The sequence below is a fragment of the Nonomuraea sp. N2-4H genome (assembly GCF_045291505.1).
GTDB classification, from domain to species: Bacteria; Actinomycetota; Actinomycetes; order Streptosporangiales; family Streptosporangiaceae; genus Nonomuraea; species Nonomuraea fastidiosa.
Genome location: NZ_CP147987.1, coordinates 6891902 through 6918213, shown reverse-complemented (window position 1 = coordinate 6918213; position 26312 = coordinate 6891902). Strand labels below are relative to the sequence as shown.

Sequence of the window (26312 nt, the reverse complement as noted above, 5' to 3'; positions counted from 1 at the left end):
GGCTCAGGAGCTCCTGTTGATGAGGTAGGAGAAGACGCTCTCCAGGTCCTCGTCCGCGGGGGAGACCTGGTGCAGGCTGACGCCCTCGGCGCGGGCGACCTGGGGCAGGAGGCGGGCGAAGCGGCGGAACTCGGTGGCCTGCACCTCCAGGCCGTCGGGGCGCAGCGTGAGACCGCCGGTGGAGTCGTCGCGTACGAGTGCGGCGGCGAGCTTCCTGTCGTCGCTGGAGCGGATGTGGAACAGGTGGGGCCGGTCCGTCATCAGCCGCCTGATCTCGCGGAAGTTGCCGGACGCGGCGTGCCTGCCGGCGACCAGCACCTCGATGTGCTGGGCGACCCGCTCGACCTCCTCCAGGATGTGCGAGCTGAACAGGATGGTCTTGCCCGCCGCTCCCATGCTGCGGATCAGGTCCATCAGGTGCAGCCGCTGGCGCGGGTCCATGCCGTTGAACGGCTCGTCGAGCAGCAGCACGGGCGGGTCGTGGACGAGCGCGGCGGCGACCTTGACGCGCTGGCGCATGCCCTTGGAGTACGTCTCGACCCGCCGGTCCTTGGGCTCCTCCATCTCGACGGTGGCAAGGGCCTTGCGCGCGGCCTCGTCGGGGTCGGGCAGGCCGTGCAGGCGGGCGGCCGAGAGCACGAACTGCCAGCCGGTCAGGAAGCCGTACACGCCCTCCCGCTCGGGGACCAGGCCGATGTTCCGGTAGATGTGGTGATTTTTCCAGACGCGGGTGCCGTCCAGCGTGACCGTGCCGCTCGACGGCGCGAGGAAGCCCGCCATCATGTGCAGGAGCGTCGACTTGCCCGCCCCGTTGGGGCCGAGCAGGCCCGTGACGCCCGGCCCGATCGTCATCGTGACGTCGTTGACCGCCACCACGTTGCCGTACCAGCGGGAGACCTGCGAAAGCTCGATCTTCATTGCGCGGCCGCCTTCCTGTAGCGCAGTGCGAGAGCGGCCAGGCCGACGGCGAGCAGCACCAGCAGCGCGATGATCGACGTGGCGCCGCCCGGGTAGGCGGCGTCCTCGATCGCGTGGGACGGCGTGCCGAACAGCGCGTGCTGGACCGAGTCGACCAGCCAGAACGGGTTGACCAGCCAGGCGTAGGTGGCCGCGGCCTCGTTGCCGGTGGAGTAGAGGGTGCCGTAGATGATCGGGACCGCGGCCGACGACAGCAGGTAGACCGTGATCACGGAGGCCACGCCGAGCCCGCGCCTGGGCGTGAACGAGGCCAGCGCGAGCCCGTAGACCGACAGCAGCAGCGCGAGCACCAGAGCCATGAGCATGGAGCTGAGGTATTCGCCGGTGGCGGGCGGCCCCGGCATGTCGATGAGCAGCTCGCCCACGAAGACCGCCGTGATCGGCGCCGCGACGAGCCCGAACACCGCGATGGTCATCGCCGCGACCTTCGCGCCGACGTAATCGGCGATCGAGCCGGGGCGCGACAGGTAGAGCGGCAGGACGCGATGGCGCAGGTCGGGCGCGACCACGGTGGGCGCCTGCGAGGCCAGGAAGATCGCGACGACGGCCTGCATGACGACCGCGAAGCCGCTGTAGTCGATGCCGCGCTGCTGGGCCAGGGCCATCAGGGCGATGTTCACGATGGCCGGCATGAACATGATGGCGACCAGCGAGTACGGCACGATCTTGCTGCGCGCGGGACGGCCGAGACCGAAGACGCCGCGCAGGCTGTGCACGGCCAGCGCCCTGGTCGCGTAGCCGCGGCCGAGCCTCGGGCCCTCGTAGTGGCGGTAGCCGATGTCGTAGATCTCAGACATGCGCGACCTCATCCCTGAAGACGTCCTCGATGCGGTGACGTCCCTGTTCGAGGCGGATCAGGCACAGCCCCAGCTCGGCGGTGGCGTCGCGGATGGCGTCGTACGTGCCGGGCCCCGCGACCTTGACGACGAGCTGCCGGCCCTGGCGCGAGACCGTCTGCCCGTCGCCGGACAGCCTGGCGGCCAGCTCGTCGAGCCCCTCGTCCACTTCGACGGTCAGGGTCTGCGTGGCCTGGGTGAACTCGCCGATGTCCGAGGAGCGCAGCAGCAGGCCCGCGTCGATGACGATGACGTGGTCGCAGATGCGCTCCAGCTCGCCCAGCAGGTGGGAGGTCACCAGCACGCTGATGCCGAACTCGGTGCCGATGCGCCGGATCAGCGTCAGCATCTCGTCGCGCCCGCGCGGGTCGAGGCCGTTGGTCGGCTCGTCGAGGAAGATCAGCTTGGGGTCGTGGACGAGCGCCTGCGCCAGCTTCACCCGCTGCTTCATGCCGGTGGAGTAGGTGCCGATGGCGCGGTAGCGCTCTTCTGCGAGCCCCACGTGGCGCAGCACGTCGGCGGCGCGCTCGCGGGCCGCGGTGCGCGGCAGCCCGGACATGCGGGCGAGGTGGACGACTAATTCGGTCGCGGAGACGTCGGGGGGCAGGCATTCGTGCTCGGGCATGTAGCCGACGAGCCGGCGGATCTCGGCGCCCTGCGTGACGATGTCGAAGCCGAGCACGCGGGCGGTGCCCTCCGACGGCGCCAGCAGGCCGAGCATCATCTTGATCATCGTCGACTTGCCGGCGCCGTTCGCCCCGACCAGACCGGTGACCCCGGGCCCCACGGTGACCGTGAGGTGGTCGACCGCGGTGACGGTGGGGAAGCGCTTGGTCAGCCCCTCGGTGGCGAGGATGTGCATGTGCCGGACACTACCCGTACGCCCGATGCCGCCGCCTCGGTCATACGGATGAACGCCGTCCTCCTTGAGACCGGAATCCGGCCTGGACCGCGGGTGCGATCGCGGCCCGGACCGGTCATCCTCGCGACGGGCCGGCAATCGGATGTCAACGAGCTGATGACACCGGTACGCGAGATTTCCTCACATGATCCGGTTCTGGTGTCACGAGCACGGCGAGGAGTGCTGGTTCGCCGATATCGACGACCAGGGGTGTGCGGGCAGGTTCGGGCGTTACGTGTACGAGGAGGCGTTCAGGTCTGGCGAAGACGCACCCGTCGTACGGAGTGGTCTGGGCCCTTCTTGAGCACCAGGTCGGCGCGACCCCGGGTGGGGGCGATGTTCTCGATGAGGTTGCGCTCGTTGATGTCGCGCCAGACGTTGACCGCGAACTCCGTGGCCTCCTCGTACGACAGGTCCGCGATGTGCCGGAAGTACGACTTGGGGTCTTCGAACGCGGTGCGGCGCAGCTTGTGGAAGCGCTCGACGTACCAGGTGCGGATGTCCTCGACCTTGGCGTCGACGTAGATGGAGAAGTCGAAGTAGTCGTTGACGGCCAAAGACGTGGGCGGGGCGGGCTGGAGGACGTTGAGTCCTTCGATGATGAGGATGTCGGGGCTGCGCACGGTCTGAGTGGCGCCGGGGACGATGTCGTATTCGAGGTGGCTGTAGACCGGCGCCTTCACCTCGGCCGCGCCCGCCTTGACCTCGGCCACGAACCTGACCAGCGCCCGCCGGTCATAGCTTTCGGGAAAGCCCTTGCGGTGCATGATGCCCTTGGCCTCCAGCACCGCGTTGGGGTACAGGAAGCTGTCGGTGGTCACCAGCTCCACGTGCGGGTGCTCGGGCCAGCGCGCCAGGAGGGTGTGCAGCAGCCGGGCCGTGGTCGACTTGCCGACCGCGACGCTGCCCGCGATGCCCAGGATGTACGGGACCCGCTGCTCCTCGTGTCCCAGAAAAGCGCTCAACACGCTGCTGCGCGCCTTGGACCCGGTGAAGTGCAGGTTGAGCAGCCGGGTCAGGGGGAGATAGATGTCGGTGACTTCGGTCAGGTCGATGGGGTCGTCGACCCCGCGCAGCTCTTCCAGCTCGTCTGCGGTGAGAGTCAAGGGCGTGTTCTTGCGGAGCTCGCTCCACTGCTCCCTGCTCAGTTCCACGTAGCCGTTGTTCACCTAGGCAGAGTAACGATGTGCGACAAAGCGGATCATGGCCGGGGTTGTCCCAGGCAATCCACAGCCTGTGGATGAAAACGTGGGATTACCGAGAACGACTTCTGGGAAAGGATCAAGGTTTCGACGCGCGGACGCGAGAGGTACGGTGCGGATACCGTCCTGACGGAGGTCGCCATGGACCGTCGCCGCTTCATCTCCGCCGTGGCCGCCGGGGTCGCCGGGCCGTTCGCCGGTGTCGCGTGCGTGAGCAGGCGGGGGCGGGCCAGGCCGGTGCCGGGGTACGGGCCGCTGCGTCCCGCACGCGACCTGCGCGACGGCGAGGTGCGGCTGCACCTGCCCGAAGGCTTCCGCTACCGGTCGTTCAGCGCGGCGGGCGACAGGTTCGGCGACGGCTCGACGGTGCCGGGCAGGCACGACGGCATGGCCGCGTTCAACGGACCTGAGGGCAGCACGATCCTCATCCGCAACCACGAGGTCAACGGCCCGGTCGGCGCGTTCGGCGACAGGAAGCGGGCCTACGACCCGATGGCCGGCGGCGGCACCTCCACGCTGCGCGTCACCCGCCACGGCGAGGTGATCGAGAGCGCGCCCTCGCTCAGCGGCACCATGATGAACTGCTCGGGCGGCCCCATGGCCTGGCGCGCCTGGGTGACCTGCGAGGAGACGGTCAACGGCCCCGACGTGGGCGACGACTTCTCCGGCGGCGACAACTCCAAGCTCACCCGGAGGCACGGCTACATCTTCGAGGTGCCGGTCGGCCGGCCCGCGAGCGCCAGGCCCATCCGCGCGGCCGGCCGCTTCGCCCACGAGTCCGTCGCCTTCGACCCGGCCACCGGCGCCCTCTACCTCACCGAGGACAACTTCGGCTTCCCCTCCGGCTTCTACCGCTACCTGCCGCCCAAGCATCCGGTGCTGGCCGGGCGGCTGCTCGACGGCGGCCGGCTGCAGATGCTCGCCGTCAAGGGCGCGAAGAACAAGGACCTGTCGGCGGGGCAGGAGCCCGGCGCCACGTACGAGACCGCGTGGGTGGACATCGACGACCCCGACCCCGAGTTCCGCGGCAGGCCGTCCAACGACGAGGCCGTGCAGGCCGTGGGCAGGCAGGGCAGGGAGCAGGGCGCGGCCGTCTTCTCCCGCCTGGAGGGCGCCGTCTTCCACAACGGCACCGTCTACTTCGTCTCCACCCAGGGCGGGGCCACCGCGCCGGGCGACGAGCCGCCCGACGGCTTCGGCGACGGGCGCGGCCAGGTGTGGGGCTATGAGACGTGGAGCGGCAGGCTCAGGCTCGTCTACGAGTCGCCCCGCTCGGCGGTGCTCGACCTGCCCGACAACGTCACCGTCAGCCGCCGGGGCACGCTCGTGCTGTGCGAGGACGGCGACGGCGCCAACTACCTGCGCGGGCTCACCAGGTCGGGGGAGATCTTCGACTTCTGCCGCCTCGAACCCATCGAGGGCGACCCCGGCGCCGAGTTCGCCGGCTCCACGTTCGGTCCCGGCGGCCACACGCTCTTCGTCAACATCCAGGCCAGGCAGGGCAGATCGCTGGCCATCTGGGGGCCGTGGGAGCGCGGCCCGTTCTGAGGAGCCTCTACGCTGGGACGATGATCCTGGGTATCGGCGTCGACGTCGTCGACATCGCCCGCTTCGAAGCCGCGCTGCAGCGCACGCCCGGGCTCAAGGAGCGGCTGTTCACCGAGGTCGAACGCCCGCTGCCGGTGCGCTCGCTGGCCGCCAGGTTCGCCGCCAAGGAGGCCGTGGCCAAGGCGCTCGGCGCGCCGAAGGGCCTCGGCCACCTGGAGGCCGAGGTGCGCTGCGACGAGCTGGGCAAACCCGAGCTGCACGTCTACGGCAAGGTCGCCGAGGCCGCGTACGGGCTCGGCGTCAAGCGCTGGCACCTGTCGCTCAGCCATGACGCGGGGGTGGCCATCGCCTACGTGATCGCGGAGGGATAGCGTCGAATCATGAAGACCGCCTACACCGCCGACCAGATCAGGCAGGCCGAGCAGGCGCTCATGGCCCGGCTGCCCGAGGGCACGCTGATGCAGCGGGCCGCCTCCGGGCTCGCCTCCGTCTGCGCCGATCTTCTCGGCCGCGTCTACGCAAGCCGGGTGGTGCTGCTGGTGGGCAGCGGCGACAACGGCGGCGACGCGCTGTACGCCGGGCAGCGCCTGGCCAGGCGCGGTGCCAGGGTGGAGGCCGTCACGGCCGGTTCCAAGACGCACGAGGCCGGGCTGCGGGCGCTGCTCGACGCGGGCGGCAGGGTGCTCGACCCGTCCGCGGCCGGCGCGGCGATCGAGACGGCCGACCTGATCATCGACGGTCTCGTCGGCATCGGGGCATCCGGCGCGTTGCGCGAGCCGTACGCGGAGCTGGCCAAGGCGGTGGCCGCCGCGCGCGGGCACGTCGTGGCCGTGGACGTGCCGAGCGGGGTCGACGCCTCAACCGGGCGGGTCGAGGGCGCGGCGGTGCGGGCGCGGGTGACCGTGACCATGGGGGCGTACAAGACGGGGCTGCTCGTCGATCCCGGGGCCGCGTACGCGGGGCGGGTCGAGCTGGTGGACATCGGGCTGGGGGCGTACCTGCCGGACCCCGACGTGGCCGCGCTCACCGGCGCCGATCTCGACGTGCTGCTGCCGCGCCCCCGCAACGAGTCCGACAAATACCGCAGAGGCGTGGTGGGCGTCGCGGCGGGGAGCGACCTGTTCACCGGAGCGGCCGTGCTGGCCGTCGGCGGCGCATTGCGCGGCGGCGCCGGCATGGTGAGGTACGCGGGCCGCGCCGCTCCCGTCGCCCAGGTGCGCTCCCACTGGCCGGAGGCCGTGGTGACGCAGCTCGACGCGCCCTCGATCGACCGCGTCGGCCGGGTGCAGGCATGGGTGCTCGGGCCAGGGCTCGGCACCGACGACTGGGCCCACGAGCTGGCCGCCGCCGTGCTGGCGTCCGACGTGCCGGTGCTCATCGACGCCGACGGGCTCACGCTGGTCGCCAAGGACCGCACGCTGCTGCGGCGCGCCGCGCCCGTCCTCATCACGCCGCACGCCGGCGAGCTGTCCAGGCTCATCGGCGCCGGCCGCGACGCCATCGAGGCCGCCCGCCTCGACCACGCCCGCAGGGCGGCCGCGGAGCTGGGCGTCACGGTGCTGCTCAAGGGCTCGACCACGGTGGTGGCCGAGGACTCCCGCCCGGTGCGGGTCAACACCACCGGCACGTCCTGGCTGGCCACCGGCGGCACCGGAGACGTGCTCGCGGGTCTCGCGGGCGCGCTGCTCGCCCAGGGCCTGAGCTGCTACGACGCCGCGTCCTGCGCCGCCTACCTGCACGGCGTCGCCGGGCGGCTGGCCGCCGACGGCGCGCCGCTGGCCGCCGGTGACGTGGCCAGCGCGCTCCCCGCGGCGATCCGGGCCGTGACCAGCACCAATTCGTGACGTCCAGGCCGGGCGAAGCGTGCCCGGCCACGGGCGCGAGCTGCCAGACTGGAGAGATGGACCACCCGATGATCACCCCCGCCGAGGCACGGGTCGACCTGAGCGCCATCCGGCACAACGTCGCCCTGCTCAAGGAGCGGGCCGGGGGCGCCGAGCTGATGGGAGCGGTCAAGGCCGACGCCTACGGCCACGGCCTGGTGCCCACGTCCGAGGCCGTGCTGCAGGGCGGGGCGGGCCGGCTCGGCACCGCGTTCATCCAGGAGGCGCTGGCGCTGCGCGCGGGCGGGGTGACCGCGCCCATCCTGTCGTGGCTGATCACCCCGGGCGAGCCGATCGCCGAGGCGCTGGCCGCCGACGTGGAGCTGTCGGCCTCCCATCCCGGGCTGCTCGACGAGATCGCCGCCGCCGCGCGCCGCACCGGCCGCGCCGCGAAGCTCCACCTTGAGGCCGACACCGGCATGAGCAGGGGCGGGGCGCCGCTCGCCGCCTGGCCCGACCTGCTGGCCAAGGCGCTCGAGCTCAAGGCGGAGGGCGCCATCGAGATCGTCGGCATCTGGTCCCACTTCGCCTGCGCCGACATCCCCGGGCATCCGTCGATCGCGCGGCAGCTCGAGGCGTACGAGGCCGCGCTCAAGCTGGCCGAGCAGGCCGGCGCGGCGGGCTCCGAGGTCATCAGGCACATGTCCAACTCCGCCGCCATCGTCACGCTGCCCGAGGCCCGCTTCGACATGGTCAGGCCCGGCATCGCGATGTACGGCCTGAGCCCCATCCCCGAGCTCGGCGACTTCGGCCTGCGCCCGGCCATGACGCTGGTGGCCAGGATCGGGCTGGTCAAGCGGGTCGCCGAGGGCTGCGGCGTGTCGTACGGACACCTTTACACGACCTCGTGCGAGACCACGCTCGCCCTGGTGCCGCTCGGCTACGCCGACGGCGTGCTGCGCCACGCGACCGGGCGGGCCGAGGTGCTGGCGGGCGGGCGCCGCCGGACCATCGCCGGCCGGGTGTGCATGGACCAGTTCATGATCGATGTGGGCGACGATCCGGTGGCGGCGGGCGACGAGGTCGTGCTCTTCGGCCCCGGCGACGGGGGCGAGCCGACCGCTCAGGAGTGGGCCGATACCCTCGGCACGATCACGCATGAAATCGTGACGAGGATCGGTGCGCGAGTGCCCAGGGTCTACCACAAGTGACGAAGGGCGGATCGCGGCGGCCATGAGTGAAGAAGGATCGGGCACATGACGACGACGACCAAGCGGCGCAGGGTAGGGATCGCCGGCGCGCTCGTCGGCGCGGCCTCCGCAGGCGTCGCGGCGGCGGCGCTGGCCAAGCGTTACGCGGTCGGCCGCATCCGGCTGCGCCCCGACACCGAGGCCAGCGAGCCGTTCGGTGAGCTGCGCGGCCGCGAGCACACGCTCATCACCTCCGACGGCAAGGCGCTGCACGTCGAGATCGACGGCCCCGAGCGCAAGCACCCGGCGGAGGACGAGGACCCGCCGCTGACCGTCGTCTTCTGCCACGGCTACTGCCTCAGCATGGAGTCCTGGCACTACCAGCGCAAAGACCTGCGCGAGAGCCACCGCCTCGTCCTGTGGGACCAGCGCTCGCACGGGCGCTCCCAGCGCGCTTCGGCCGAGGAGTGCACGATCGACCGGCTCGGCGACGACCTCGCCGAGGTCATCGCCGCTTTCGTACCCGGCCCGTGCGTGCTCGTCGGCCACTCCATGGGCGGCATGACGATCATGGCGCTGGCCGACCGCCACCCCCACCTGTTCGGCGACAAGATCCGCGCGGTGGCGCTCCTCGCGACCTCGGCGGGCAAGCTGGCCGAGCTGACGCTGGGCCTGCCCGCCGTGCTGTCGAAGGTCGTCCACAAGGTCGCCCCGGCGACGGTGTCGATGCTGGGCAAGCGCGGCTCGCTCATCGACAGGACCCGCAACGCCGGCAGCGACATCGCGTTCCTCATCACCCGCTACGTCGGCTTCGGCGACTCCAAGAACGTCAGCCCGACCGTGGTCGACTTCGCCGAGTCGATGATCAGGGCCACCCCCACCCAGGTGGTCGCCGACTTCTACCCGGCGCTGATGAACCACGACAAGCTTTCCGCGCTCCACGTGCTCGACGCCGTGCCCACCGCGATCCTGGTGGGCGACCGCGACTGGCTGACCCCGCCCGACCACAGCAAGGCCATCGCCGCCGCGCTGCCCAAGGCCCAGCTCACCGAGGTGCCCGACACCTCCCACCTGATCCAGCTCGAGCGGCCCGGCATCGTCAACGACGCGCTGCGCGACCTGCTGAAGAGAGTGGAGCTGTAGGTGCGCATCGCGACTCCCGAGGACATGCGGGCCTACGGCGCCCGCCTCGCCGCCCTGCTGCGCGCCGGCGACCTGGTCGTGCTGTCGGGCCCGCTCGGCGCCGGCAAGACCACGCTCGTGCAGGGCCTCGCCGAAGGGCTCAAGGTACGCGGGCCGATCACCTCGCCCACGTTCGTCATCGCCCGCGTGCACCCGTCGCTGCACCAGGGGCCGCCGCTGGTGCACGTGGACGCGTACCGGCTGGGCGGCGACCTGGAAGTGGACGACCTCGACCTGGACGCCTCGCTGGAGGAGTCTGTCACCGTCGTCGAGTGGGGCGAGGGGCTGGTCGAAGGGCTGGCCGACGATCGGCTGGAGATCCGCATCGACCGCGAGGCCGGTGACGAGGCCCGCGTCGTGACGCTGCGCGGCGTGGGCGCCCGATGGGCCGACACGCCGTCTGATCCGCCGGAAGGCTGAAACGCAGGTCAAAATCCGGTAAGGCTGGCACCCTTGACGTACGGGGCAGGCGGTCTGAAACATGATCGTTGGTCAGTGATTGGCCCAGATTTTCTGGGTATCAGGAGGGGCGACATCCATCGTTTCGGTGGATGCTGGGTAGCAGGACGGCAAAGTGGGGTGCGGCCGGTGCTCAGGGTCAGACGAGTCGCGTACGCGGGAGCCATCGCCATGATCGGCCTGACCGGATGCACGGCCTCGGCCGACAGCGATCCGACCCCCACACCGAGCGGCAGCCCATCGGACACGGTGACGACGACGGCCAGTCCGACCACCGCGAGGCGCGACATCAACGTCCAGGTCAACCCCGACCGGGTCACCGCGGGGGAGACGTCCAAGGTGTGGGTCCTGGCCAACTGCCCGGTGCCGACCGGCGGGCCCGCCCACACCGGCACGGCCACGTCCAAGGCGTTCGTCAACGGCGTCACGCTCAACCCCGTGCCGCCGCCGTCGGCCTCGCCGACCGCCACCGCGACGCCCGCCTCTCCCTCGCCGTGGGTGCGCGGCGAGGCGCAGGTGTCGGGAACGGTCCGGCGCGGCTCGTACCGGGTGGACGTCAAGTGCGACGGCACCAACGACATGGGCCGCGCCACGCTGCGCGTCGTCGCCCCTGAGCCGGACGAGCCGGACTCCACCTCCACCACCGTCGTGCCCACCAAGGCCCCGCGGGCGGGCGGCGGCGGCACGTACGCGCAGGACGTCTCCGAGGATTCGTCGATCGGGCCCGCGGGCGTGCTCATCGCGCTCGCGGCGGCCGGCGGCATCGCCTTCGCGGTCAAGCGGCGCACCAGGGCATAACGTCATGGCCCGTCCAGGACGGGTGGTGCTCGCCGGCGCCGTGACCGGCCTGCTGCTGTACGCGTTCGGACACAACGCCGACATCGGCACCACCGCGAAACCCGCGCAGGCGTCCGTCGTGCCCAAGACCATCGACATCCCGTCGATCGACGTCGAGGCGCCGCTGATGAAGCTCAGGCTGCTGGAGAACGGCGAGGTCGAGCTGCCGCCGTACGAGAAGCCGAAGGTGGCCGGCTGGTACACCGGCAGCGCCGTGCCCGGCGAGAAGGGCGCCTCGGTGATCATCGGGCACGTCGACACCAAGACCGCCCCCGCCGTGTTCTACAAACTCAGGGAGTTACGCAAGGGCGAGACCGTGAAGGTCGAGCGCAGCGACGGCAAGGTCGTGCGCTACAAGGTGGACCGCATCGAGCAGGTGCACAAGGACGAGTTCCCGGCGAAAAAGGTGTACCTGGAAGACGGGCTCAAACTGGTAACGTGCGGTGGCAAGTTCGACTACGCCAAGGGCGAGTACGTCGACAACATCATCGTCTACGCATCCCAGGTTTGAGGCCCATGACGGACACCGATTCGGCGACCGACACCAATCCGCCAGCGACGGGCGCGCGCGTGCCCTGGGCCGACGTGCCCGCCTCCGTACGGGCCGCCATCGAGGACTTCCTCGGCGACGCCGTGGCCGAGGCCGTCACCCAGCCCGGCGGCTTCTCCCCGGCCGCCGCCTGCCGCCTGCGCACCCGCGGCGGCAAGCGCGCCTTCGTCAAGGCCGTCGGCCCCGAGCCCAACGCCGACGCCGTCCGCATCTACCGGTCGGAGCTGCGGGTCGCCAGGGCGCTGCCCGCATCGGTTCCCGCGCCCCGGCTGCTCACCGGCTTCGAGCTGGACGGCTGGGTCGTGCTCCTCTTCGAGGACGTCGAGGGCCGCCACCCCGCCATGCCCTGGCGGCGCGACGAGCTGGACCGGGTGCTGGCCGCCATCGAGGAGATGTCCGCCGCGCTCACCCCCGCGCCCATCGACGTGCCCCCGATCGGTGAGGTGTTCGGCAGCCAGTTCCAGGGCTGGCACCACCTTCTGGAGGAGGACACCACCGGGCTCGACCCCTGGGCGCTGCGCCACCTCGGCGAGCTGGCCGAGCTGGAGACCGGCTGGGACGCCGCGGCCGCCGGCGACACCCTCGTCCACGCCGACCTGCGGGCCGACAACGTCCTGCTCACCGACGACCGGGTCTACGTCGTGGACTGGCCGTGGGCCGCACGTGCCGCGCCCTGGTTCGACCTGGCCGCGATGCTGCCGTCGGTCGGCATGCAGGGCGGGCCGGCGCCGTGGGAGCTGGCCGAGCTGCCCGGCGACGACGTCACCAAGGCCGTGGCCGCCATGACCGGTTTCTTCGTCCGCATGTCCAGGCAGCCCCCGCCTCCCGGGCTGCCCACGCTCAGGGCGTTCCAGCGGGCGCAGGGCGTGGTGGCCCTCGATTGGCTGAAGCGGCGTACCGGCTGGGCGTGACCCGCCCGGCGGGTAGGCTAGACAGTCGTGCTGGTCCTGGCCTTTGACACCGCGACGCCCGCCGTCACCGCGGCGCTCCACGACGGCGAGCGCGTGCTCGCCGAACACACCACGATCGACGCCCGCCGCCATGGCGAGCTGCTCGTGCCCACCATCGAGCTGGTGCTGGGCGAGGCGCGGGTGACGCTGCGCGAGGTGACGGCCGTCGTGGCGGGCAGCGGTCCCGGCCCCTACACCGGTCTGCGCGTGGGGCTGATGACCGCACAGGGCCTTGCGACCACGCTGGGCGTGCCCGCGTACGGCATCTGCACGCTCGACGCCGTCGCCTACGCGAGCGGGCGCACAGAGCCGTTCATCGCCGCCACCGACGCGCGGCGCAAAGAGGTGTTCTGGGCGCGTTACGCAGATATGCGCACCCGGACCGACGGCCCCTTCGTCGACCGCCCCGCCGACGTCCCCGTCGAGGGGCTGCCGGTCGTCGGCGCGGGTGCCCAGCTCTATCCCGACCTGCTCGGCGACGGCGCTGGGGCGCCGCCCTACCCCTACGCGGGTGCGCTGGCCGCCCTGGCGGCCGAGCGGCTCGCCAAGGGCGTCCCGCTCGACCCGCCGCGCCCCATCTACCTGCGCAGGCCCGACGCCGTCGTGCCGGGCGCCCCCAAGAAGGTGACCGCGTGAAACTCAGGCCGATGACCGAGGCCGATCTGCCTGCGGTCATGGAGATCGAGCGGATCACGTTCCCGCTCGACGCATGGAGCGAGGGCATGATGCGCGGCGAGCTCGCCGACATGCCCCGCACCCGCCACTACGTCGTGGCCCTGGTCGATGACGAGATCGTCGGCTACGCCGGGCTCGCCGCCGCGGCCGACCAGGCCGACGTGCAGACCATCGCGGTGCTGGAGAAGCACCGGCGCTCCGGTATCGGCAGCGCCATGCTGAGCGAGCTGCTCGACGAGGCGCGCCGCAGGGGCGCGCGGGAGATCTTCCTGGAGGTACGCGCCGACAACCCGGCCGCCCAGAGCGTCTACCGGCGTTTCGGGTTCGAGGAGATCGGCACCCGCCGCCGCTACTACGACGACGGCACCGACGCGATCATGATGAGGAGGCGGCTGGGTGACTGACGCACCCGTGGTCCTGGGCATCGAGACGTCCTGCGACGAGACCGGCATCGGCATCGTCAGGGGCCACACGCTGCTCGCCAACACCGTCGCGTCCAGCATGGACGAGCACGCCAGGTTCGGCGGTGTCGTGCCCGAGGTCGCATCGCGCGCCCACCTGGAGGCCATGACGCCCACCGTGGAGGCCGCGCTGGCCGAGGCCGGGCTCGCCTTCTCCGACATCGACGCCATCGCGGTCACGGCCGGCCCGGGGCTCGCCGGGGCGCTGCTGGTGGGCGTCGCCGCGGCCAAGTCCTACGCGCTCGGCCTCGGCGTGCCGCTCTACGGCGTCAACCACCTGGCCGCCCACGTCGCCGTCGACCAGCTCGAACACGGGCCGCTGCCCAAGCCGTGCATCGCGCTGCTGGTCTCCGGCGGCCACTCGTCGCTGCTGCTCGTGCCCGACGTCGCCGAGGAGGTCATCTCGCTCGGCGCCACCGTCGACGACGCGGCCGGTGAGGCGTTCGACAAGGTGGCGAGGGTGCTGGGGCTGCCGTTCCCCGGCGGGCCGCACATCGACAAGGCCGCCCTCGAGGGGTCCGGCAGCGCCATCGCGTTCCCGCGCGGCAAGATCGACGACGGCACGCTCGACTTCTCCTTCTCCGGGCTCAAGACGGCCGTGGCCCGCTGGATCGAGGCCCGTGAGGCCGCAGGAGAGCCCATCCACGTGCCCGACGTGGCCGCCTCCTTCCAGGAGGCGGTGGTCGACGTGCTGACCCGCAAGGCGCTGCAGGCGTGCCGCAAGTACGACGTGCACGATCTGCTCATCGGCGGTGGCGTGGCGGCCAACTCGCGGCTGCGGGCGCTGGCCCAGGAGCGGTGCGACGCGGCCGGCGTACGGCTGCGCGTGCCCCGGCCGGGGCTGTGCACTGACAACGGCGCCATGGTCGCCGCCCTGGGGTCCGACATGGTGGCGGCCGGTGTGGCGCCGTCGTCGCTGCAGATCCCGGCCGACTCGTCGCTGCCGATCACGACCGTCCACGTCTGAGCCGCCGGGCTCCCTTTCCAGCGGCGCCCGTTTCCGGGCTTTCCAGTGGCGCCCGTTTCTGCGGGACCCCTGCCCCCGCCCATGCCGCGCGGCGCGGGCACGGGCGGGCGGAGGCGGGGCCGGTCCGTGGGGCTGCGGGGGTCAGTCCTTAGGGCGGGTCGGGCGGAGCAGGGCCTCGGCGAGCGCCAGCATGGTCTCCTCCAGCGCACTCAGCCGCTTGGCCAGCTCCTCGGCCGCGGGCTGCACGGCCCCGGACACCGCGCCCGACATCGTGCCCGCCAGCTCGTCGCCGTCGGGCCGCGAGCGCACCAGCTCGCTGAGCGCCTCCGTGGCGGCGGCCAGGCGCTCGGCCTGCTCGCCGGCCTGCGCCTTGATCAGCTCGGCCTGCTCGCTCACGTGGGTCTTGATCAGCTCGCCGATCTGCCCGGTCACCTGCTCGGTGACCTGCTTCGTGACCCGGTCGGTGTGGTCGAGCGCGGCGGGCAGCTCGTCCACGCGGCGGCCGACCGCCTCGATGCGGTCGTCGACCGACTCCAGATGCTCACCGACCGACTCAAGGTGCTCGCCGGTCTGCTCGGCGCGCGCGGCCAGGCCGTTGAGCTGGGTGTCGATGCCACGGAACCGGCCGTCGATGCCGCCGAGCTGCCCGTCGAGCGCGTCGAAGCGGCTGCTGATGTGCTCTTCGGCCTCGACCAGGCGCTCGTCGATGGCGTCGACCTGGCTGTCCAGCCGGTTGAAGCGGCCTTCGTTGCGGGTCGCGATCTCGGCGGCGCGCTGCTCGCCTGCCTGCAGGCGCTCGTCGAGCGAGGCGAAGCGGGTGTCCATGCGGACGTCGATCGCGTCGAAGCGGTCGTCGTGGCGGCCGAGGTGGGCGTCGAGCGAGCCCAGCCGCTTGTCGACGGCGCCGAGCTGGCCGTCCATGGACGACAGCCGCTTGTCCACGCCGCCGATGCGGTCGTCGAGCCCGTCGAGCCTGGTGTCGATCTCGGCCAGGCACTCGTCGGCGGATTCGAGCCGGCTGTCGAAGCCGGTGAGCCGGGAGTCGAGGCCGGAAAGGCGGCCCTCGACGCGTTCGAGCCTGGCGTCCACGCCGCTGAGCCGGGCGGTGAGGCGCTGCTCGCTCTCGCCGAGCTGCACGGCGAGGTGCTGGTCGGTCTCGTCGAGGCGGGTGGCCAGGCGCTGCTCGACGCCCGCCAGGCGGGCTCCGGCCAGCTCGTCGGCCTCCTTGAGCCGGGCGACGAGCCGTTCGTCGGCCTCCAGCAGGGCCGTGGCGAGCCGCTGGTCGGTCTCGTCGAGGCGGGTGCTCAGCCGCTGGTCGGTCTCGCCGAGCCGGGCGGTGAGCCGCTGGTCGGTCTCGTCGAGCCGGGACGTCAGCCGCTTGTCGGTCTCGTCCAGCCGGGCCGCGAGGCGCTGGGCGGTGTCGTCGATCCTGCTGGTGAGGTGTTCCGACAGGTCGGATACGGCGACCTCGACCCGGTCCGTACGGGAGGTCAGCTCCGCCATCGACCGGTCGAGCCGGGTGAAACGCCCGGCCGCGGCCTCCATGCTGGCGTTGAGCCCCTTCAGGGTGGCGGCGAAGTCGGCCATGCCCTTGGTGATGCCGTCGGTGGTGTCGAGCACCGACTGGAGGCGGTTGAGCGCCTCGTCCACGCTCTCACCGACGGTGCCGAGGTCGGCCCACAGGCTGGGCAGGTCGGTGATGGGGGACATCCTGGCGTCCACCGAGCCGACCCTGTCGCCCACGGCGTCCACGTGGTCGCGTACGGCCTCGACGTGCTGGGCCAGGCCCTCCGCCCACATCGGCGGCTTGACGGCGATCTCGTCGAGCCGCCCGTTCACCGCCTCAAGGGAGCCGCTCAGCCCGCCGAGCTCGCGTTCGCGCACCTCGCGCAGCAGCCATTCCATGCCCTCAAGACGCTGGCGGATCTCGTCGAGCACCGCGCCCTGGGTGCGCTGCTCGTAGACGTGGTCCTGTGCGGCACGCGCGAGCAGGTCTCGCATCCTCTTGGGGACGACGTCGGCGTTGTACGCGCCCGATTGGAGAAGGGTGGTGTGGTTGGAATGGTCCACCGAAAGCTCCTTCGCTCGCCGACGGACTGCCGCGCAGTGGTCGGGTAGGTCCGGTTCATATCTGAAAGAGCGAGAACGCGGTTAACCGCAATAGGGGGAGAACTCCCGCCCGGCTACCTTAGCCGCTGGAGCAAGGTCCGTCAGACGCGAGGAGAAAGATCGAGGAAAACGGTTCGATGGCCGAATTTGGAGATTCAGGCAGGTGAGGAGGGCTTGCAGAGGATTACCGAGGGTTTGTCGAGAATCCTGGTCAGGACGATGACCATGGCGTTGTCGCCGCTGAGTCGCAAATCGGCGCGAAGGCGTTCGATGTCGACGGCGGAGCCGCGCTTCTTGATGGTGACATTGCCGATTTGTCGCTCTCGGAGGGCGGCGCGTAGCTTTTTCAGATTGAAAGGGATGACGTCCTCTATTTCGTATCTGGCGGCCCATGGGGTGTCCGTCGCGGCGTCGCTCGTCACGTACGCGATCATCGGGTCGAGCAGCCGCCCGCCGACCAGCTCGGCCACCTCACCGACGAGGTGCGCGCGCACGGCGGCGCCGTCGGGCTCGTACAGGTAGCGGCCGGGCGGGCCCACCGGAGCCGTGACGCCGGTGGCGGCCAGCTCGTGGCCGCCGGGCAGCAGCGTCGCGCGCCTGCCGCCGGTCACGCCGGCTCCGCCCACAGCGTGGCCTCTTTGACCTCCCCCTTGTACGAGATCCACTCGGCCAGCGCGCCATCGGGGATGAACTCGTACGGGATGCCGGGAGCGACCTTGAGGCAGGCGAGACCGGCGCGCGAGACCAGGTCGAGCACCACCGGCCAGGGCGGCGAGTACGCCATGGGGTCGAACGTCCTGCCCTTGCCCGTGCGCCTGGCCGGGTCGGCGAACAGCACGTCGTACTCCTCGGGCCGCACCTCGGCCGCGTCGCCCACCCGCACCGTCACCCGGTCGCCCAGCCCGAACGCCTCCGCGTTCGCCCGCGCCACGGCCGCCGTCAGCGGGTCGGCGTCCACGGCCGTCACCGTGCACCCCGCCTTGGCCAGCGCGAGCAGGTCGCCGCCGATGCCGCAGCAGGCGTCGGCCACCCGCCCGCGCCCAGGAGTGATAAGGGTGAGCAGGCGGCGCGCGCGGTGCTCGGCGACCTCGGGGCGGGTGGCCTGTTCGAGGCCGTGCGGTGTGAAGAACATGCGGCCCGCGTCCGCGCCGAACTTGGCCCTGGCCCGCTGCCGCAGCCCCGCCTGGGTGAGCGCGGCGGAGGTCAGCGCCGCGTCGTACGTCTTGCGCAACGTCGTGGCCGCGGCCACCGGATCGGCCCCCACCAGCTCGCCCGCCTCGGCGAGCGCCCGCAGGCCGCGCGGGGTCAGCAGCTCGGTAAAGGCGTCGAGGTCCACGCCACCCGACGTTAGCGCCACGCGCGCCCTCCTCGGCACGAGGGCGCTTGCTCTTATGGGTAGAAAACGTGCGGGCGGGGTAGGGCAGGACACGCCGGGCGCTGTGCACGTACGGGCGGACGCGGTGCGGCGGTGGGGCGGGACACGCCGGGCGCCGCACACGTAGAAGACGGACGGATGCAGTGCGACGGTGGAGCAGGACACGCCGGGCGCCGCACACGTACAGATGGACGGACGCGGTGCGGCGGTGGGGCGGGACATCTCGGGCACGTGGGACACTGAACGAGGTCACAGGGCCTTTCCACGAGCCCCGATCGCTGTCGGCAGACGCGTTCGTGTTGACTGTCAAGCCCCTCTTGCATATGTTTCCTGTTGGCACTCTCCCCTTGAGAGTGCCAACGTGCGACGAGGCAGGTCTGACACCCGCGACGGCAGGCCCAGCTGGTCGCCTCTTCTAGATCATCGAAATCTGAAGGGGAGGTCCGATCGTGACGACCGCCACCAAGGTTCCCGTTAAGCCGCTCGGCGACCGCATCGTGGTTCAGCCGCTTGAGGCCGAGCAGACCACCGCGTCCGGCCTGGTCATTCCGGACACTGCCAAGGAGAAGCCGCAGGAGGGCAAGGTCCTGGCGGTGGGCCCCGGCAACTGGGACGAGGACGGCGAGAAGCGGATCCCGCTCGACGTCTCTGAGGGCGACATCGTCCTCTACAGCAAGTACGGCGGCACCGAGGTCAAGTACGGCGGCGAGGAGTACCTCGTGCTCTCCGCCCGCGACGTTCTCGCGATCATCGAGAAGTAAGCCGGATGTGTCGAGCCCCGGGCGCTCTTGAGGGCGGCCGGGGCTTTCGACGCTAGGAGAGGACTTTCAGCAATGGCGAAGATCCTGGAGTTCGACGAGGACGCCCGTCGCGCGCTCGAGCGCGGCGTCAACGCCCTCGCCGACGCCGTCAAGGTAACGCTCGGCCCGCGTGGCCGTAACGTCGTCATCGACAAGAAGTTCGGTGCGCCGACGATCACGAACGACGGTGTGACCATCGCTCGTGAGATCGAGCTGGAGGAGCGCTACGAGAACCTCGGCGCCCAGCTCGCCAAGGAAGTGGCCACCAAGACCAACGACATCGCGGGTGACGGCACCACCACCGCGACCGTCCTGGCCCAGGCCATGGTCCGTGAGGGCCTGCGCAACGTCGCCGCCGGCGCCTCGCCGCTGGCGCTCAAGCGCGGCATCGACAAGGCCGCCAAGGAGATCAGCGACCGCCTGCTGTCGAGCGCCCGCGAGGTCGCCGACAAGAACGAGATCGCCAACGTCGCGACGATCTCCGCGCAGGACGCGCAGATCGGCAACCTGATCGCCGAGGCCTTCGACAAGGTGGGCAAGGACGGTGTCCTCACCGTCGAAGAGTCCAATGCCATGGGCATGGAGCTCGAGTTCACCGAGGGCATGCAGTTCGACAAGGGCTACCTGTCGGCCTACATGGTGACCGACCCCGAGCGGATGGAGACCGTCCTCGAGGACGCCTACATCCTGCTCCACCAGGGCAAGATCTCCTCCATCGCGGACTTCCTGCCGCTGCTGGAGAAGGTCGCCCAGACCAAGAAGCCGCTGCTCGTGGTCGCCGAGGACGTCGAGGGCGAGGCCCTGGCCGTCCTGGTCACCAACAAGATCCGCGGCACCTTCACCTCCGTCGCCGTCAAGGCCCCGGGCTTCGGCGACCGCCGCAAGGCGATGCTGCAGGACATGGCCATCCTCACCGGCGGCCAGGTCGTCAGCGAGGAGGTCGGCCTCAAGCTGGAGCACGTCGGCATCGAGGTGCTCGGGACGGCCCGCCGCGTCGTCGTCACCAAGGACACCACGACCATCGTCGACGGCGCCGGTGACGCGCAGGCCATCGAGGACCGCATCAAGGAGATCAAGATTGCCATCGAGCAGTCCGACTCCGACTGGGACCGCGAGAAGCTGCAGGAGCGTCTGGCCAAGCTGGCCGGCGGTGTGTGCGTGCTGCGCGTCGGCGCCGCCACCGAGGTCGAGCTGAAGGAGAAGAAGCACCGCCTCGAGGACGCGATCTCCGCGACCCGCGCCGCCATCGAGGAGGGCATCGTCTCCGGCGGTGGCTCCGCGCTGATCCACGCCTCCAAGGACCTCGACGACCTCGGCCTGACCGGCGACGAGGCCACCGGCGTCAGCATCGTGCGCCGCTCGCTCGTCGAGCCCGCCCGCTGGATCGCCGAGAACGCCGGCCTCGAGGGCTACGTCGTGACCCACAAGGTCGCCGAGCTGGAGCCCGGCCACGGCCTCAACGCCGCGACCGGCGAATACGGCGACCTGATCGCCCAGGGCGTCATCGACCCCGTCAAGGTCACCCGCTCGGCCGTCCAGAACGCCGCTTCGATCGCGGGCATGCTGCTCACGACCGAGGCGCTCGTGGTGGACAAGCCCGAGGAGGAGGCTCCGGCCAACGGCCAGGGCCACGGTCACGGCCACGGCCACTGACCCTTCTCACTCCTTTCGCTGACCGTACGGCCCGCACCCTGCGTTGGGTGCGGGCCGTACGGCGTTTCCGGGACTTTCGGGTGTGCGGGTCTCGGGGTGTGCGGGTCTCGGGGTGTGCGGGTCTCGGGGTGTGCGGGTCTCGGGGTGTGCGGGTCTTGGGGTGTGCGGGAGATGGTCGGCGGGTGCCCCTCTGCGGAATCGCCCCTATAGCGGGATGCCGCAGGTCCTGCTGTGCGCGGAGGGCGAGGCGGCGGCTCCGCGCGGCGCTCGGCCGGGCTCCGCTCGGCTCGGCGACGAGCTGAGGCCGCGGCCTGCGGCGCGCTGGCATTGCGGCTTGCGGTCTGCGGCGTGTCGGCATTGCGGTCTGCGGCGTGCTGTTTCCGCGGTCTGTGGGGCGGGCCGACCCTGCGGTCTGCGGCGGCGTCCTGCGGTCCGGCGGCAGTGCCTCGGGGTGTGGCTTTCGGGGGGCGTGTTCTCAGGAGCGGGCCGCCGGGCTGGGGTGAGGGGGGCGGAGGCGAGCACGTACGCTGGGCGGCGGTTCCGGCGGTGTGCGGTCGGTTCGTGTGCGGGTCGTCGACGCGAGGAGGTGGCGGGGCGTGTTGTACGAGCGGGCGGTGGAGCGGTTGCGCAGGCTGGCGCGGGCGTGCGAGCAGACCCGGAAGGTGCGGGCGGACGAGCCGTTCCTGCGCGCTGCGTACGTGTTCGGCGACCTGCTGGACGGGGCCGATCCCGTCGAGTGCCTTGAGGTGGCGTTCGTGCTGAACCTGCCCGGCGAGGAGGTGGCGTGGGGCACGCAGCCGCCGGGGACCGCCTGGCTGGTGGACTTCCTGGAGCTGGACAAGGGCGGGGTGGCCTACGTCTGGCGGTCCCGCGAGGATCCGGTGGCCAACCATCACATCCGGGAACCGGTGCGCTTCTGGTCGCTGGACGGAGTCGAGGAGGGTGTGCTCGCGGCGCTGGCGGAGCGGAGGTTCGGCGAGGTACGTGCGGCGGCCTCGGCGAGCGGTGCCGCGGGCGGCGGGGTGGCCGACATCGAGGCGGAGTTGCGTACGGCGCTGGAGCACCTGAGGGCGGTGCACGAGGCGTACTGGGACCGCCGTTGGCGACGTGCGCACAGGGGAGTGGGCCGCTATCCCGAGCATCACCTGTGGGAGGCCGTCCAGGGCTATCTGGAGCTGCTGGACGCACGCCACGGCCCACGCCGCGACTGAGCCGTGGGGGAGCGGGGCGCTCATGCGGGCCCCGGCAGGGCCCACGCGCTGCTTGCGCTCGGCGGGCGGTGGGGTCGGGTGCGGGGCTGTGGTGATAGGCCAGGGCTGGCGGGGGTCGGAGCTGTGGGGGCTTATCGGGTGATGGGGGAAAATGGGCGGAAAGGTGGATTATTGGTCGTAAACCAAGAGCAGGTGATAAGCGTCGGGGGCTATGACAAATGTCTTGCATTCCGGGTAATCAGGTGAAATATTATGCCAGCATAAAGGCTTAGTGTGGCCATCCGATTACTGCTCGTTATCGTCGCTTCAATGTGACCAATCCGTAGCCATTCGCCATGACGACAGGCCGGATCAGTACGGGCATCATGCCTATCGTGAGCGAGGGAAGCGTCGCCGACGCCAAAATTGGGGTAAGGCTCGCGTCGAGACTTCCGGCACGGACGGATGACTCCGACCTTAGGGAACTGACGAGCCTCGCCGTACAGGGGGATCGCAGCGCGATCGAATCCCTGCTCGGCGAGTTGCGTCCGATGGTGGTGCGGTATTGCCGCGCCAGGCTGGGCAGGGTTTCAGGGCAATATCACATTGCCGATGACGTCGCCCAAGAGGTGTGCATCGCCGTGTTGTCCGCGCTGCCGCGATACCGCGACATGGGGCGGCCGTTCGCGTCGTTCGTGTTCGGGATCGCCTCGCACAAGGTGGCAGATGCGCTCCGCAGCTCGGTACGGTCGGCCGTGCCGACACAGGATCTGCCCGACGGCCCTGATGACGGTCCGGGGCCCGAGGAGACGGTGGTCCGCTACATCGAAGTGGAGCACGCCAGGCGCCTGCTCGCCCGGCTGCCCGAGAACCAGCGGGAGTTGCTGCTGCTGCGAGTGGTGTCGGGACTCTCGGCCGAGGAGACCGGTAATGTACTCGGCATGTCACCGGGTGCGGTACGCGTCGCCCAGCATCGAGCGCTGGCCAGGCTGCGGCAGATGGCCGAGCTGGAGTCGGCTTGACCCCAGAGGACGAGACCGACGCGCTGCTCGACGCGCTCGGTCGCGGAGAGATGCCCGATCCGTGTGATCCCGCGGTGCGGCTGCTGGCCGCGCTACGGGATGACGTGGCTCAGCGGCGCTCCTCCGTGTCGATGACACCGTCGACGTAGCCTCGGGCGTAGTCCCAGCTGACGTAGTCGGCGGGGTCGGGATGGAAGGCCGGCTCGTGCACCTGCGGCTGGCCTTTTTCGATCATTTGCTTCAGGTTGCCGCGCAGCAGCTCCCAGTCGAAGAAGTGCTGCTCGCCGCACTCCGGGCAGTCGAGTACGAGCCCCAGCACCCCCTGCGGTTCGAGCAGGGAACGGAAGACCTCGACGTCGGCGAGGTCGGTGATGGCCTCGTCGCGTTCGGCGGCCGTGAGCGGCTCGGCATCGTCGAGTGCGCCCATCGCTGCCGATGGGTCGTTCGGATCGTCCGCGAACGGATCGCGGGGAACGTCTTCCAGCACCTTCCCACCATATGACCGATGCGGCCCGCGCGGTGAGTATTAGCTCAGCCATCCGCGCCTGGCGGCCTCCACACCTGCGTGGAAGCGGGATTGGGCGCCCAGCTCGGTCATGGCGTCGGACCATCGGGCGCGTACGGTCCTGACGGAGACGCCGAGCCGGCGGGCGATGGAGTCGTCGCACAGGCCCTGGGCCGCCAGGCGCAGGACCTGCATGACGCCGTCGGTCCTGGGTGCCCACGGCAGCGGCTGAGCGCGGGCCCACAGCTCCTCGAACAGCGTGCTCAGCACGCCCACGACGACGGAGGTACGTACGAGATAGAAGGTGTAGGCGTGGTCGGGGAGGTTGCCACCCCAGTACGCGGGCAGCCCGGCCATCTCGGAGCCCACGGTCATGAACCAGCTCGGCACCCGGTCGAGCGTGCGCGCCTGGCCGCCCGCCTCGATGACGTTGGAGATCTGGTCGCGCACCTCGGGGATGGCGAGCGTGGACACCGGAATGATGGCACGTACGGTAAGAAGGTTTCGTTTCTGCGCGTCAATCCAAGGATCCGCGAATTTACGCGCAAAATCGGTCATGGTGCGCTCGTCGGGAATCGCGGTCAGTAATGGCATCGGCGGGGCGGGTGACTGCACCGCGATGCCGCTGACGCTTTCGTACAGGATGTCCGAACCGCTCGCCATCTCGACCGTGAAAGGGCCGTTGCGCAGGTCGCGCCCGGCGTCGTAATCCCGGATCAGGCTGCGGATCGAGCCGAGCGCGGAGTCGATCCTGCGGCTCTCCTCGGCGAGCCGGTCGAGGCGCTCGGCGATGACCCTGCCGAGCGCGGCCGCGGGATGTCTGGCCAGGTACTGGCCGGAACGCTCGTCGATGACGCCCATCTTCACCAGGTCGTCGAGCTGGCGGCCGACCTTCTCGATCGGGCCGTCCATCGCCTGGGCGAGGTCCGATCGGGTCGCCCTGTGCAGGCGCAGCACCGCGGTGTAAAGGGCGGTCTGGGCCGAGTCGAGACCCAGCGTCTCGAAGGGATCGGACACAGTGGGAGACTCGTCGGGCATTATGGGCGGCTCCGTAGGGGGGACACGGGCGTGCCGCGAGGATAACTCCGCCATCCACGCCTGTCCCGCCGTTTCGCGTACTCGATCCGGCTCGATGCGGCGGAGTTGCAGCTTCGTGCAGTTGCACGTTTGCACATTGCTAAACGCCGCTCTGTAACGCACGCTTTACCTAGCGTCGGCATTCAGCGATGGGCGCGGCGGCGCCGGCCATCAGGACGCGGAGGGGGGTTCGGTGGTGCGGAGCGCCGCCTGCCCGGATGCCGATGGCCCGGAGGCGGGACGGATCACCGACCGTCCCGTCCCCGGGCGCTTTCCGATGCCGGGAGTACGAAGGCCGTGGGGGCTTTCGTCCTCCCGGCATCCGTGCGTTCAGGTCCCGCAAGCCCCAGTACCAGGTCCCCGGAAGCCTCGGCACCTGTCCGTGCGCGCTCCACGTCCTCCTGCCCGTCCCTCCTGTGCCGGGGCGTCCTCGTACGAAGCGGGCAGGCCGCCTCCCTGCATCAATGCGTTTGGAGGCAGGCCCTAGACTTAGCTCAATCACGCGTGCGAGGCAGGGAGGGGCCGCGGCATGTCCAAGTTCACCGAGATGGGTCTGACCTTCGATGACGTGCTGTTGGTGCCCGCATATTCAGATCTCCAGCCGGGCGAGGCCGACACCACGGCCCGCCTGTCGCGCAACATCACGCTGCGGATCCCGCTGATCTCGGCGGCCATGGACACCGTGACCGAGGCCCGCATGGCGGTCGCGATGGCCCGGCAGGGCGGCATCGGCATCCTGCACCGCAACCTGTCGGTCGACGAGCAGGCCCAGCAGGTCGACCTGGTGAAGCGGTCAGAGGCCGGCATGGTCACCAACCCGGTGACGTGCAGCCCCGACGACACGCTCGCCGACGTCGAGCGGCTGTGCGCGACGTACCGGATCTCCGGCGTGCCCGTCACCGACGAGTCGGGCACGCTCGTCGGCATCGTGACCAACCGCGACATGCGCTTCGAGACCGACCAGACGCGGCCCGTCCGCGAGGTCATGACGAAGATGCCGCTGGTCACCGCGCCGGTCGGGGTCTCGCGCGACGAGGCGTTCGCGCTGCTGCGACGCAACAAGGTCGAGAAGCTGCCGCTGGTCGATCCCGACGGCCGGCTGCGCGGCCTGATCACGGTCAAAGACTTCACCAAGAGCGAGCAGTACCCGCTGTCCACCAAAGACGCCGACGGCCGGCTGCTGGTCGGCGCCGCGGTGGGCGTCGGCGGTGACGCCGAGGTGCGGGCCAAGGCGCTGATCGAGGCCGGCGTCGACGTGATCGTCGTCGACGTGGCGCACGGCCACTCCAAGGGCCTGGCCGACATGATCGCCAAGATCAAGGCCAACAGCAGCGTCGACGTCATCGGCGGAAACGTCGCCACCAGGGCCGGCGCGCAGATGCTGGTCGACGCGGGCGCCGACGCCGTCAAGGTCGGCGTGGGCCCCGGCTCCATCTGCACCACCCGCGTCGTCGCCGGAGTCGGCGCGCCGCAGATCACGGCCATCTACGAAGCGTCCAAGGCGTGCGCGCCCGCCGGGGTGCCGGTCATCGGTGACGGCGGCCTGCAGTACTCCGGCGACATCGCCAAGGCCATCGCCGCCGGCGCCGACACCGTCATGCTGGGCTCGCTCCTCGCCGGCTGCGAGGAATCGCCCGGTGAGCTGATCTTCATCAACGGCAAGCAGTTCAAGTCGTACCGTGGCATGGGGTCGCTCGGCGCCGTACGCAACCGCGAGCGCGGCGGCACCTCCTTCAGCAAGGACCGCTACGCGCAGGCGGACGTCGGCGGCGAGGACAAGTACATCCCCGAGGGCATCGAGGGTCAGGTCCCCTACCGCGGGCCGGTCGCCGCCGTCGCCCACCAGCTCGTCGGCGGTCTGCGCCAGGGCATGTGGTACGCGGGCTGCCGCACCATCGAGCAGATGCACACCGACTGCGAGCTCATGCCGATCACCGCGGCGGGCCTCAAGGAGAGCCACCCCCACGACATCCAGATGACCGTGGAAGCTCCGAACTATCACAGAAGGTAAGTTCATGACTC

Annotated in this window: 24 protein-coding genes and 1 pseudogene; 17 read left to right on the top strand and 8 right to left on the bottom strand. The window is 70.8% G+C overall.

What is annotated here, in order from left to right:
* Positions 1 to 3: 3 nt before the first annotated feature.
* From WBK31_RS31525 to coaA, 4 genes are all read right to left on the bottom strand, one after another.
* A complete protein-coding gene (locus WBK31_RS31525) occupies positions 4 to 918 on the bottom strand; it encodes an ABC transporter ATP-binding protein (protein ID WP_364068590.1) in 915 nt (304 codons plus the stop codon).
* Positions 915 to 1775, bottom strand: a complete 861-nt coding sequence (locus WBK31_RS31520) for an ABC transporter permease (RefSeq protein ID WP_364068588.1) — start codon at positions 1773 to 1775, stop codon at positions 915 to 917. The genes WBK31_RS31525 and WBK31_RS31520 overlap by 4 nt, the downstream gene beginning before the upstream one ends.
* Positions 1768 to 2676 carry an ABC transporter ATP-binding protein gene (locus tag WBK31_RS31515; RefSeq protein WP_406673591.1) on the bottom strand — a complete coding sequence of 303 codons (909 nt, stop codon included), beginning with the start codon at positions 2674 to 2676 and terminating at the stop codon, positions 1768 to 1770. The genes WBK31_RS31520 and WBK31_RS31515 overlap by 8 nt, the downstream gene beginning before the upstream one ends.
* Positions 2677 to 2966: 290 nt before the next feature.
* The gene (gene coaA, locus WBK31_RS31510) at positions 2967 to 3869 is read right to left on the bottom strand and encodes a type I pantothenate kinase (protein WP_364068771.1); all 903 of its coding nucleotides are present in this window, start codon (positions 3867 to 3869) and stop codon (positions 2967 to 2969) included.
* A gap of 189 nt (positions 3870 to 4058) precedes the next feature.
* Between coaA and WBK31_RS31505 the strand changes: the two genes are divergently transcribed.
* The 12 genes from WBK31_RS31505 to tsaD all read left to right on the top strand — a co-directional run bounded on the left by WBK31_RS31505 (position 4059) and on the right by tsaD (position 14559).
* The gene (locus WBK31_RS31505; RefSeq protein ID WP_364068584.1) at positions 4059 to 5465 is read left to right on the top strand and encodes an alkaline phosphatase PhoX; all 1407 of its coding nucleotides are present in this window, start codon (positions 4059 to 4061) and stop codon (positions 5463 to 5465) included.
* Positions 5466 to 5485: 20 nt separating this feature from the next.
* Positions 5486 to 5836 (top strand): holo-ACP synthase, encoded by a 351-nt coding sequence (locus WBK31_RS31500; RefSeq protein ID WP_364068582.1) that lies wholly within the window; start codon positions 5486 to 5488, stop codon positions 5834 to 5836.
* A 9-nt stretch (positions 5837 to 5845) separates the two neighbouring features.
* Positions 5846 to 7309 (top strand): NAD(P)H-hydrate dehydratase, encoded by a 1464-nt coding sequence (locus WBK31_RS31495; protein ID WP_364068580.1) that lies wholly within the window; start codon positions 5846 to 5848, stop codon positions 7307 to 7309.
* 68 nt (positions 7310 to 7377) lie between these two features.
* Complete coding sequence (alr, locus tag WBK31_RS31490; protein ID WP_378790173.1) at positions 7378 to 8499, top strand: alanine racemase; 1122 nt, start codon at positions 7378 to 7380, stop codon at positions 8497 to 8499.
* Positions 8500 to 8544: 45 nt separating this feature from the next.
* On the top strand, positions 8545 to 9621 hold the full coding sequence (locus WBK31_RS31485; RefSeq protein WP_378786118.1) for an alpha/beta fold hydrolase: 1077 nt from the start codon (positions 8545 to 8547) through the stop codon (positions 9619 to 9621).
* Positions 9622 to 10080, top strand: coding sequence for a tRNA (adenosine(37)-N6)-threonylcarbamoyltransferase complex ATPase subunit type 1 TsaE (tsaE, locus tag WBK31_RS31480; RefSeq protein WP_364068574.1), 459 nt, complete (start codon positions 9622 to 9624; stop codon positions 10078 to 10080). It abuts the gene before it with no gap.
* A 168-nt stretch (positions 10081 to 10248) separates the two neighbouring features.
* Complete coding sequence (locus WBK31_RS31475; protein WP_406673590.1) at positions 10249 to 10917, top strand: hypothetical protein; 669 nt, start codon at positions 10249 to 10251, stop codon at positions 10915 to 10917.
* A gap of 4 nt (positions 10918 to 10921) precedes the next feature.
* Positions 10922 to 11467 carry a class F sortase gene (locus WBK31_RS31470; RefSeq protein WP_364068570.1) on the top strand — a complete coding sequence of 182 codons (546 nt, stop codon included), beginning with the start codon at positions 10922 to 10924 and terminating at the stop codon, positions 11465 to 11467.
* Positions 11468 to 11472: 5 nt separating this feature from the next.
* Entirely contained in the window at positions 11473 to 12417 is a 945-nt protein-coding gene (locus WBK31_RS31465; RefSeq protein ID WP_406673589.1) for a phosphotransferase, read from the top strand.
* A 27-nt stretch (positions 12418 to 12444) separates the two neighbouring features.
* A complete protein-coding gene (gene tsaB, locus WBK31_RS31460; protein ID WP_364068566.1) occupies positions 12445 to 13092 on the top strand; it encodes a tRNA (adenosine(37)-N6)-threonylcarbamoyltransferase complex dimerization subunit type 1 TsaB in 648 nt (215 codons plus the stop codon).
* Positions 13093 to 13103: 11 nt separating this feature from the next.
* Positions 13104 to 13535, top strand: a complete 432-nt coding sequence (gene rimI, locus WBK31_RS31455) for a ribosomal protein S18-alanine N-acetyltransferase (RefSeq protein WP_364068769.1) — start codon at positions 13104 to 13106, stop codon at positions 13533 to 13535.
* Entirely contained in the window at positions 13528 to 14559 is a 1032-nt protein-coding gene (gene tsaD / locus WBK31_RS31450; protein WP_364068564.1) for a tRNA (adenosine(37)-N6)-threonylcarbamoyltransferase complex transferase subunit TsaD, read from the top strand. The genes rimI and tsaD overlap by 8 nt, the downstream gene beginning before the upstream one ends.
* A 141-nt stretch (positions 14560 to 14700) precedes the next feature.
* On the opposite strand, the gene WBK31_RS31445 is transcribed toward tsaD, so the two are convergent.
* On the bottom strand, positions 14701 to 16629 hold the full coding sequence (locus tag WBK31_RS31445; protein ID WP_406673588.1) for a hypothetical protein: 1929 nt from the start codon (positions 16627 to 16629) through the stop codon (positions 14701 to 14703).
* Between the two features lie 194 nt (positions 16630 to 16823).
* Positions 16824 to 18004 (bottom strand): annotated as a pseudogene (locus WBK31_RS31440) (THUMP-like domain-containing protein).
* Between the two features lie 485 nt (positions 18005 to 18489).
* Here WBK31_RS31440 and groES point away from each other — a divergent pair.
* The 4 genes from groES to WBK31_RS31420 all read left to right on the top strand — a co-directional run bounded on the left by groES (position 18490) and on the right by WBK31_RS31420 (position 22708).
* A complete protein-coding gene (groES, locus tag WBK31_RS31435; RefSeq protein ID WP_219545199.1) occupies positions 18490 to 18804 on the top strand; it encodes a co-chaperone GroES in 315 nt (104 codons plus the stop codon).
* A 72-nt stretch (positions 18805 to 18876) separates the two neighbouring features.
* Entirely contained in the window at positions 18877 to 20496 is a 1620-nt protein-coding gene (gene groL, locus WBK31_RS31430; protein ID WP_364068558.1) for a chaperonin GroEL, read from the top strand.
* A 596-nt stretch (positions 20497 to 21092) separates the two neighbouring features.
* Positions 21093 to 21707, top strand: coding sequence for a hypothetical protein (locus tag WBK31_RS31425; protein WP_378786125.1), 615 nt, complete (start codon positions 21093 to 21095; stop codon positions 21705 to 21707).
* A 365-nt stretch (positions 21708 to 22072) separates the two neighbouring features.
* The gene (locus tag WBK31_RS31420; RefSeq protein WP_132334441.1) at positions 22073 to 22708 is read left to right on the top strand and encodes a sigma-70 family RNA polymerase sigma factor; all 636 of its coding nucleotides are present in this window, start codon (positions 22073 to 22075) and stop codon (positions 22706 to 22708) included.
* Between the two features lie 109 nt (positions 22709 to 22817).
* On the opposite strand, the gene WBK31_RS31415 is transcribed toward WBK31_RS31420, so the two are convergent.
* On the bottom strand, positions 22818 to 23195 hold the full coding sequence (locus WBK31_RS31415) for a DUF5319 domain-containing protein (protein ID WP_043623573.1): 378 nt from the start codon (positions 23193 to 23195) through the stop codon (positions 22818 to 22820).
* Between the two features lie 39 nt (positions 23196 to 23234).
* Complete coding sequence (locus WBK31_RS31410) at positions 23235 to 24230, bottom strand: helix-turn-helix domain-containing protein (RefSeq protein WP_364068554.1); 996 nt, start codon at positions 24228 to 24230, stop codon at positions 23235 to 23237.
* Positions 24231 to 24819: 589 nt separating this feature from the next.
* Between WBK31_RS31410 and guaB the strand changes: the two genes are divergently transcribed.
* A complete protein-coding gene (gene guaB / locus WBK31_RS31405; protein ID WP_364068552.1) occupies positions 24820 to 26301 on the top strand; it encodes an IMP dehydrogenase in 1482 nt (493 codons plus the stop codon).
* The last annotated feature ends 11 nt before the right edge of the window (positions 26302 to 26312 follow it).

Bases quoted from the DNA above. Each gene is read 5' to 3' on its own strand.
- WBK31_RS31525 (WP_364068590.1), bottom strand. From the start codon at position 918: ATGAAGATCGAGCTTTCGCAGGTCTCCCGCTGGTACGGCAACGTGGTG.
- WBK31_RS31520 (WP_364068588.1), bottom strand. From the start codon at position 1,775: ATGTCTGAGATCTACGACATCGGCTACCGCCACTACGAGGGCCCGAGG.
- WBK31_RS31515 (WP_406673591.1), bottom strand. From the start codon at position 2,676: ATGCACATCCTCGCCACCGAGGGGCTGACCAAGCGCTTCCCCACCGTC.
- WBK31_RS31505 (WP_364068584.1), top strand. From the start codon at position 4,059: ATGGACCGTCGCCGCTTCATCTCCGCCGTGGCCGCCGGGGTCGCCGGG.
- WBK31_RS31500 (WP_364068582.1), top strand. From the start codon at position 5,486: ATGATCCTGGGTATCGGCGTCGACGTCGTCGACATCGCCCGCTTCGAA.
- WBK31_RS31495 (WP_364068580.1), top strand. From the start codon at position 5,846: ATGAAGACCGCCTACACCGCCGACCAGATCAGGCAGGCCGAGCAGGCG.
- alr (WP_378790173.1), top strand. From the start codon at position 7,378: ATGATCACCCCCGCCGAGGCACGGGTCGACCTGAGCGCCATCCGGCAC.
- WBK31_RS31485 (WP_378786118.1), top strand. From the start codon at position 8,545: ATGACGACGACGACCAAGCGGCGCAGGGTAGGGATCGCCGGCGCGCTC.
- WBK31_RS31470 (WP_364068570.1), top strand. From the start codon at position 10,922: ATGGCCCGTCCAGGACGGGTGGTGCTCGCCGGCGCCGTGACCGGCCTG.
- WBK31_RS31465 (WP_406673589.1), top strand. From the start codon at position 11,473: ATGACGGACACCGATTCGGCGACCGACACCAATCCGCCAGCGACGGGC.
- rimI (WP_364068769.1), top strand. From the start codon at position 13,104: ATGACCGAGGCCGATCTGCCTGCGGTCATGGAGATCGAGCGGATCACG.
- groL (WP_364068558.1), top strand. From the start codon at position 18,877: ATGGCGAAGATCCTGGAGTTCGACGAGGACGCCCGTCGCGCGCTCGAG.
- WBK31_RS31420 (WP_132334441.1), top strand. From the start codon at position 22,073: ATGCCTATCGTGAGCGAGGGAAGCGTCGCCGACGCCAAAATTGGGGTA.
- guaB (WP_364068552.1), top strand. From the start codon at position 24,820: ATGTCCAAGTTCACCGAGATGGGTCTGACCTTCGATGACGTGCTGTTG.